Source organism: Verrucomicrobiia bacterium, from assembly GCA_035495615.1.
Taxonomy (GTDB): Bacteria; Omnitrophota; Omnitrophia; order Omnitrophales; family Aquincolibacteriaceae; genus DATJFP01.
Genome location: DATJFP010000069.1, coordinates 49,168 through 57,478, shown reverse-complemented (window position 1 = coordinate 57,478; position 8,311 = coordinate 49,168). Strand labels below are relative to the sequence as shown.

Genomic DNA, 8,311 nt, shown 5'->3' with positions numbered 1-8,311 from the left:
GTGCTCGTGCCGGACTTCTGGCATCAGAAAAAAAACCGCTTGGGCATGCGCCTGGAATTGAAATCTTCTTCGGCATCCGGAAAGGGAACGGGCCTCGAGGCGCTGCTTGATTACGACTGGCAGGTGCTGGCCGGCGGGCAGGAGCTCACGCTGGAAGAGTTCCGCGCCCTGGTGGAGCTGCGCATGCCGCTTTTGAAAATCCGCGGCGCGTGGGTGGAAATCCGCGAACAGGAAATCGAAAACGCGCTCGTGTTTTTTCAGGGCCGCGACAAAGCGCCTCGGCGCGCCATGCCGGTCCGCGAGGCGCTGCACGCGGCGCTGGAAGGGGATCTTTCCGAGACCGGGCTTCCGGTCGTCGATGTGCGCGCCGAAGGCTGGATCCGGCATCTTCTTTCCGCGTCTGCGCTGGAATTCCCGCGTGTCGAGATCCCGGAAGGCTTCAAAGGCGAGCTGCGGCCATACCAGCACAAAGGGTTTTCCTGGTTGTGCTTCATGCGCGAAAAAAATCTCGGTGCCTGCCTGGCTGACGACATGGGGCTTGGAAAAACCGTGCAGATGATCACGCATTTCCTGCGTGAGAAAAATCCCGCCGCGGGGCGCCGGACCGTGCTGATTGTTTGCCCCATGTCCATCGTGCGGAACTGGGAAAAGGAAATCGCCCGCTTTGCGCCTGCGCTCGGCGTTGCCGTGCATCACGGCGCGGACCGTCTGACCGGCGCGGAATTCGGAAAGCGCGCATCCGCGTCCGACATTGTAATTACGACTTACGGACTTGTCCTGCGCGACCAGGATCTTTTCTCGCGCCTGGAATGGGACCTTGTGGTGCTCGACGAGGCACAGAACATCAAAAACGACGAGGCCCGGCAAACGCGCGCCGTGAAAGCGCTGCGCGCCAAAAGCCGCATGGCCTTGACCGGCACGCCGCTGGAAAACCGGCTTTCGGAATTGTGGTCCATCATGGATTTCCTGAACCCCGGCTACCTGGGCCTCGCGGCGGAATTCCGGACCCGCTTCGAGCTGCCCATCGAGAACCGGCGTGATGCGAAAAAAGCCGACACGCTCAAGCGCCTGATCGGCCCGTTTTTCCTGCGCCGCCTGAAAACCGACAAGAGCATCATTCAGGACTTGCCGGAAAAAATGGAAATGAAGGTTTATTGCAACCTGACGCGCGAACAGGCCACGCTGTACGCGGCCGCGGTGCAGGAGATGTTCGCGAAAGCGCAGAACGCCTCCGGCATCCAGCGCAAAGGCATCATCCTCGCGGGCCTCATGAAATTGAAGCAGGTCTGCAACCACCCGGCTCAAATCCTGAGAGACAAAAGCGCGCTCGGCGAACGGTCCGGCAAATTGAACCGCCTGCGCGACATGCTCGAAGAGGTCCTGGCCGAAGGCGACAAGGCGCTGGTCTTCACGCAATTCGCGGAAATGGGGGCCCTCCTGAAGCCTGAGCTGGAAGAAAAGCTCAGGCGGCGCGTGCTTTTCCTGCACGGCGGGAGCGACGCGGCCGAGCGCGAGGAAATGATCGGGCTTTTTCAGGAAACGCAGGATTATCCGATTTTTATTCTGTCGACGCGTGCGGGCGGGCTAGGCATCAACCTGACTGCGGCGTCGCACGTTTTCCATTACGACCGCTGGTGGAATCCGGCCGTGGAAAACCAGGCGACGGACAGGGCCTTTCGCATCGGTCAGACGCGCAACGTCCAAGTGCACAAATTTATCGCCGCGGGCACGCTGGAAGAAAAGATCGACGATCTTCTGGAGCGCAAAGCCGCGCTCGCGGACAAGATCATGGGCGGGCTCGAGGAATTCCTCACGGAAATCCCGATCGAGGAATTGAAAGAAATCGTCGAGCTCGGCGGCGGGGCGGTGGCGGAATGAAGACCTGGTGGGCGCAAAAGTGGCTGGCGGCGTTTGGGGCCGATGCTCCGGGGCCCGCGGACGACGTTTTTGAATTTTTTACGGTGGAACCGGGCGAGATCAAGGCTAAGCGCGACCAGTGTTTCGTCAAGATTGCCTGGCCCGCGATTCCGGGCGAATCCTGGGAAGCCCTGCGGAAGGAAATGAAAGGCCGCGCCATCTGGGCCGCGAAACTCATGTCGGGTGAAATGCCGGAAACTCTCGAGCCGCTTTTCCAAGGCAAAGGTTTGAAGCTTTTTCCCGAGGCCGGAGAAACGTTCCGGCTTGTTTGCTCGGAAGACGGGGAGTCCGTCTTTTGCCGGCACGTTTCCGCAGCCGTTTCCCGCTTTGCGCGCGATTTTTCGGAGAGTCCATTGCTGCTTTTCGACTTCCGCGGGAAAAAAGGCGCGGACCTTTTGCGGGAGCTTCATAACGCGCCCGTAGGCGGACCGCGGCAAGCCCCGCGGCCGGAGCCCGTGAACCCCGCTTCGGAGCAATCGGGACGCGCCGCCCATTTCTGGAAACCGGCCGTGGAGGTCCGCGGCCTTGCGTCGCGGGCGCTTGAAAAAGTCCAGCCCGCACGGCCCTGGGAAAAGAGGTCCGCAGGCAAGGAAGCATCTGCGGCATTGATGGAAAAGGCGGGGCAAAAGCGCGGCGCCTTGTTGGACGATACAAAGAGGAGGCTTTCCAGATGAACCTGTGGTCTTGGCTGGCCCGGCCCGAGCGTTTTTCGGGCACGGACAAAAAAACTTACGAGAAGGGCCGGGAACTGATGGCCTCCAGCGAGAAGCGGTTCCGTCAGGATGCGGACGATCTCGGCGTGACTCCCGGGCCGGCGGCGCTTTTTCAGGCGCGGCTTTTCGGCGCCAACTTTGCGGTGAGCGCCATGACGCTCTGTTACGGCGAAGCGCGCAAAGCCGAAAGCGAAGCGGTCTACAAGGCTTTATATAAGGAAGCCGGGCAGGGGCTCGGATTAAAACCGGAAGAGGCGCGGGGATTGTCCACGGCGCTTTTGAAAGAGCAGACGCGCGCGCTGATCGCGGAAATGAGGAATGTGGGCTCGGGCCAGTTCGCGCTGGCCGCGCTGTACGAAACCGCGCTCGAGTCTTCGGCAGGAGCCGGGATCGATCCCGCCGCAGCCGCGGAAAGATGCGGGCGCGCGGCGGCTGAAATGCTCGGCCATTGGGCGGCCTTGTACGCGGAACTCGGAGGCAAGCCCATGCAGACGTATGCTTTGGGATTCAAAAAATCGGCGCGGGATTCCCAGCGCCTGGGAGACGCATGATCGAGGCCGTAAAAAAAATATTTTCGGACAAACACCGCCGTTGGGAACTCGTCATTGGCCTGAGCGTGCTTTCGGTGATGCTGCTCATCGCGTCCCGCGGCGTGCTCGAGCCGGTGGAATCGCTGCTGCTGGATGCGCGCTTTCTCATGCGCGGCGAACGCAGGCTGCCGCCGGGGGTGGTCATGATCGGCATCGACGAGGCCAGCCTCGACCATCCGCGGTCCGGGCCCTGGCCGTGGACGCGGTCCAATCACGCGCGCCTGCTTTACCAGCTCGATCAGGACGCGTCCAGGCCTGCGGCGCTGGGCTACGACCTTCTTTTCGAAAGCGAAGACCCGAAAGACGAGACCGGCGATTCCTCGCTCACGGTCCGCGCGGAAGAATGGGGCGGCCGGCTGACGCTCGGTTACTTCTTCGAGAAGGGCTACCGTTCCCGCTACGAAAAAGACCCGGCCAAAGAACAGCGGCTGAAAGAATTCGCGCTGCCGGTTTCCGGGCCGCCTCCCGCGCACCTCGAAAAATTCGACAAAGTGGCGCTGCCTTTTTCCGGGCTGGCCAAAAGCACGAGCCTGGGATTTTCCAACATCCCGCGAGACCGCCAGGGCGTGACGCGGCGCCTCAGGCTCATCGCGGGCTACCGCGGTTCGGTCTATCCTTCGCTGGAGCTCATGCTGCTGCTCAAATTCTGGAACGCGGCGCCGTCCGACGTGAAAGTCATGAAAGACAAAATCGTGGTCGGAAGAAAAGAAGGAAAAAAAATCATCCCGCTAACGCCGGAAGGCGACGTGCTGATCAATTTTTACGGCAAGACCCTGCCGCCTTCGGCGTATTACCCGTTCATTCTGGCTTCGGAAAGCGAAGACCTGATGACGCCCGCGCAGGCGCAGGAAATGAAAAAGGCCATGAAGGACGCGATCGTGCTGGTCGGAAGGACAGCCTTGTCGCTCCAGGACACGCACAACACGCCGTTCGACCACAGCGAGCCCGGACTCATGGTGCGGGCGCAGGGACTTGCCAGCATCCTTGAGGGCAAAACACTCCGCCGCGCCGGACCCGCGGCTTCGGCGGCCGTGCTGTTTTTGATGGGGGCGCTCGTCATGTTCGTCGTCATGTTCCTCTCCCTGCCTCAAGCCATGGCGCTTACGGCCGCGCTGGGCATCGGCTATTTTTTGGCTGCCTACGTTTTTTTTCTGAATAACATCTGGCTCGACGTGGCCGAACCCGAAGCGGGATTGCTGCTGGTTTTCCTGAGCATGGTGTCCTTCCGCTATTTCACGGCGCTGGAAGAGCTGAAAAAAATGCAGCAGGAACTCATCCATTCCGCGAAGCTCGCCACCGTCGGGCAGATCTCGTCAGGCATGGCGCATGAATTCCGCAACATCCTGCACGCCATCAAGCTGCACGTGGAAGGCTGCACGCGCGAAGGCGTTTCGCCCGAGCGCATCCAGAAATACATGGGCGTCATTTTTAAGACCATGGAAAACGCGGAGATGATCCTGAACGGCATCCTGACGTTTTCGCGCAAAAACCAGTCGGACAAAAAACCGGGCAGCCTGAAAAAAACCGTCGAGGACACGCTGCTGCTCCTCAACAAGGAGCTGCTGTACCAGCGCATGCACGTGGAAACCCAGCTCGACGACGTCGCGATTTTTGATTTCGACGCGGGGCAGATGTCGCAGGTGATCATGAACATGATCAATAACGCGCGCGACGCCTTGAAAGAAAGCGAGAACAAGGTCGTGATGATCCGGCTCCGCGAAGACGCAAGCAGCGCGTATCTCGACATCGCGGACAACGGCCCCGGCATTCCGCCGCATGTTCTCAAAAAACTCTTCCAGCCTTTTGTCACCACCAAAGCCGAAGGGCAGGGGACGGGCCTCGGGCTTTCCGTATCGCGCTCGATCGTCCATAACCACGGCGGAGAGATCACGGTCAACACGGTTCAGGGGCAGGGCACGGCCTGGCACATCATGCTGCCGAAGACCGGAAGCCAGGCTTGATGGACGAGTCTCAGAAGATTTTCCTTTTTAATCTGATCGGCGCTTTTTCCACGGCCGCTCTGGTCATGATCGTCTTCTATGTCCTGCCGGGCGCCATTCACGGCGATTTTTCGGTCATCGGCCGGTTTTTTAATGCCTACCCCGGCAGCCAGCCCTTTGTGATCTACGCCTTTCCCGTTGTCCTTATTCTCGGCGGCGCATGGACTTGGAGAGTTTTGACCCGCTTGTTTTCAAAGCCGCCGCGTTAAACCGCCGTAAGTCCGTTCCCCGTCAGGGATTTTCCCTTGATTCGGCCTCAAAATTCCCTATGATAGTCACGCTATGAGACTCGTCCCCCTGCTGATTTTGACCTGCGTCCTTTTCTCCGGATGCTCCCTCTTTCATTCCAACCGTGAAACCGCGGTGGATTCCGAACTGAGCCAGGGTGTTTCTTCTTCTCAGGCGCCTTCCGTGGAACCGGGTGATCCTCAGGCGGGGTTCAAACAAGAAGTCCCCGGAGCGCAGAACCCTTAACCGGGTTCCGAAAGGAAGTCCGATGCCCGGCATCTTCAAATCCCGCGTCTTGCGTTCCTCCGTGGCCTTTCTCGTTCTTCTCGCGGCTGCCAGGATCTCCAGCCATTCTTTCGTTTTTGCCGAGAACGGGGACGCTTCCGTGAAGCGCATCGCCGCGGAATCTTTCATCGAAAGCCCCGCGGGTGTTTTGTTTCAAAAGGGCGATTATCAGGGCGCGCTGAGCGCGACCGACGAGCTTCTCGTTCAATATCCCGAGGACCCGCTGCTTCTCCGCTACAAAGCCATTATCCTTTCCCGCCTCGGACGCAACGACGAAGCCATTGCGATTTTCCAGAAACTCCTGGACCAGGACCCGGCCCACACGCCCACGCATTTCTTTCTCGCGCAGGCTTACGAAAACGCGGGCCGCGGCGATGAAGCGCAGAAAGAATACCGCTGGGTGATGGACCGCGGCGAGGCCAGCGCCTACCAGCAGTGGTCGTCCGAAGCGCTCGAACGTTCCGGTAAAAAGCCGGCGGCCGCCAACCGCTGGGAGGTCGGCGCGCGTTACGGCTACGAGTACGACAGCAACGTGACCCTGAAGCCGGACGACCGCACGGTTGCGGCCCCGGGCGATCAGAACGCCGGACGCCAGACGCTGGATTTCACACTGGGATACCGCGCGTATTCGGACCGCGACAAGGCTGTGGATCTTTATTACGCCACGCGCCAGTCGTTCCATGACGACAGCCTGAACGAATTCAACTTCCATTCCGAGGAATGGGGCATCAGCTTCCGCAAGCGGCTTCAGATGGGCCAGTATGACGTGATCGCGGGCCTGCGCTACGATCTCATGCTCGGCTTTCTCGACGACGAGATGTTTTCCCTGCGCAACATCTGGACACTCAGCGCGGACACGCGCCTGACGCCGTATACGCGTACCGTGGCTTACAGCCGCTCGTCCGCCGATAATTTCGGGCAGGACGGCATTCTCCCGGGACAGACCTCACGCGACGGCTATTACCAGGACCTCGGCGTGACTCAGTATTTTTACTCCAAGGATTTTGCCCGCTACGCGTTCGTGAGGCCCGAAGTGAATGGCGCCATGACGCGCGGCGATAATTTCGATTCGCTCGGATGGAACGTGCGCACGGGTTTCCGCTCGCTGCTTTCCACCAAGCGGCCGCTCAACCGTTTTGCCGTGGATTTTTCCACCGGGCTCGGCTTTGGCTACTATCCGAATTTCTCGTCCCTTTCCACCGCGGACGTTGCAAGGCGCCGCGACGTCGACTGGGACATTTACACCGCGCTGACTTACCAGCTCACGCGCGACCTGGGCCTGCGCGCCTATTACCGCTTCATTGATTCGTGGAACCAGAACAATTTCTACGATTACACGCGGCACATCGGCGGCACGCAGCTGATTTACACGAAAAAGTTTTAACCCCTCACCCTTCCTTCTCCCCTCAGGGGAGAGGATTAAGGAGAGGGGATATCAATTCCGAGTCCAAAGGAGGACTTTAACATGACGTCGTTCAACTTGATTCTCAGGAGATCCGGGGAGGCCGCGCTTTTGGCGCTCGCTTTCTGCCTGACTTCGGTTCCGGCCCGCGCGGCGGAGACGCTCTGGAGCCGCGACGCGGACGTGGACGCGGCGCTTACCGGGCCGTCTTCGCTTTCGAGCAGTTCGCTTCCGGCCACGGGAACTCCGGCCGGCTTCAATCCGCTTCCGGCTTTTCCCACGGGCGCCGGCATGACGACGGCCGCGCTCGCAGCGCACCCTGGAGGCGCGGTGGATAACGCCAGCCGCTCCGACGGCAAGGCCGAAGTTTTCGGCTTCAAAGGCAAGGCGCGGATCATGAAGAAAGGCACGGAATACTGGACGCCGGTTTACAAAGGCATGATCGTCCAGGCCGGCGACAAGGTGCTGACCTATGACAAGAGCAGCGTCTCCGTGCGTTACGACAAGAATTACAAGAACCTGCTCCAGGTGGAATCCGGCACGGTGGCGGAATTCCGCAGCATCGAACCCACCGATATCCATCTGGAAAAGGGAACGCTTTTCCATTATCTCGACGCGCTGGTGCACGGCAAAAGCTACCGCGTCTCCACGGACACGGTGTCCATGGGCGTGCGCGGCACTTACTGGGTCAGCTCGGTCGTGGGCGACACGACGTCCGCGGGCACGATTCCGAACAACGACGACCATCAGAGCGAGATCGAAATGTCGCCGCTGGACGGCGGGGAAGGCGTCGAGATTCCCGAAGGCAAGCAGCTCGACGTGAACGGCAACAACGGCCCTGATCAGGACGGGATCCGTGATCTCGACAAGGACGTCGAAGAAGAAAGTCATCAGATTTTCGAGCAGTTTTCGTCTTACGATCCGAATTTCAACTCACAGCGCGAGCAGAACCAGGAAGGCGCCACGCTTCCTCCGACAAGCGGCAGCGGCCTGGACGCGGGCGGCGAGAACGTCGGACAAAACGATACCAAGCTGGATCCGCTCCTGGACACGCAGTCCGCGGGCGTGGAACAGTCTTCCGAGCCGGAATTACCGCCTGAAGAATCGCATGAGCCTCCTCCGGGTGGCGGTTGCCAAATTGATGGAACGAATTGCGAATAATTAAGTCTAATTTGA

The 8,311-nt window shown here is 60.0% G+C and carries 8 protein-coding genes; all 8 read left to right on the top strand.

Annotation, left to right across the window (positions count from 1 at the left end; all coding sequences use genetic code 11):
* Nucleotides 1-1,878 (top strand): DEAD/DEAH box helicase (locus tag VL688_08620; protein ID HTL48105.1); only part of this gene is annotated, 1,878 nt, incomplete at its 5' end.
* Nucleotides 1,875-2,591, top strand: coding sequence for a hypothetical protein (locus VL688_08615; protein ID HTL48104.1), 717 nt, complete (start codon nt 1,875-1,877; stop codon nt 2,589-2,591). The genes VL688_08620 and VL688_08615, both read left to right, overlap by 4 nt.
* Nucleotides 2,588-3,181, top strand: coding sequence for a hypothetical protein (locus VL688_08610; GenBank protein HTL48103.1), 594 nt, complete (start codon nt 2,588-2,590; stop codon nt 3,179-3,181). Before VL688_08615 ends, VL688_08610 begins: the two co-directional genes overlap by 4 nt.
* Nucleotides 3,178-5,181: a CHASE2 domain-containing protein gene (locus tag VL688_08605; GenBank protein HTL48102.1), complete on the top strand. Its 2,004-nt coding sequence runs from the start codon at nt 3,178-3,180 to the stop codon at nt 5,179-5,181. The genes VL688_08610 and VL688_08605 overlap by 4 nt, the downstream gene beginning before the upstream one ends.
* Nucleotides 5,178-5,429, top strand: coding sequence for a hypothetical protein (locus VL688_08600; protein HTL48101.1), 252 nt, complete (start codon nt 5,178-5,180; stop codon nt 5,427-5,429). Before VL688_08605 ends, VL688_08600 begins: the two co-directional genes overlap by 4 nt.
* A gap of 73 nt (nt 5,430-5,502) precedes the next feature.
* Nucleotides 5,503-5,694, top strand: a complete 192-nt coding sequence (locus VL688_08595; protein ID HTL48100.1) for a hypothetical protein — start codon at nt 5,503-5,505, stop codon at nt 5,692-5,694.
* A gap of 22 nt (nt 5,695-5,716) precedes the next feature.
* On the top strand, nt 5,717-7,117 hold the full coding sequence (locus tag VL688_08590; protein ID HTL48099.1) for a tetratricopeptide repeat protein: 1,401 nt from the start codon (nt 5,717-5,719) through the stop codon (nt 7,115-7,117).
* Between the two features lie 81 nt (nt 7,118-7,198).
* On the top strand, nt 7,199-8,296 hold the full coding sequence (locus VL688_08585) for a hypothetical protein (GenBank protein HTL48098.1): 1,098 nt from the start codon (nt 7,199-7,201) through the stop codon (nt 8,294-8,296).
* The last annotated feature ends 15 nt before the right edge of the window (nt 8,297-8,311 follow it).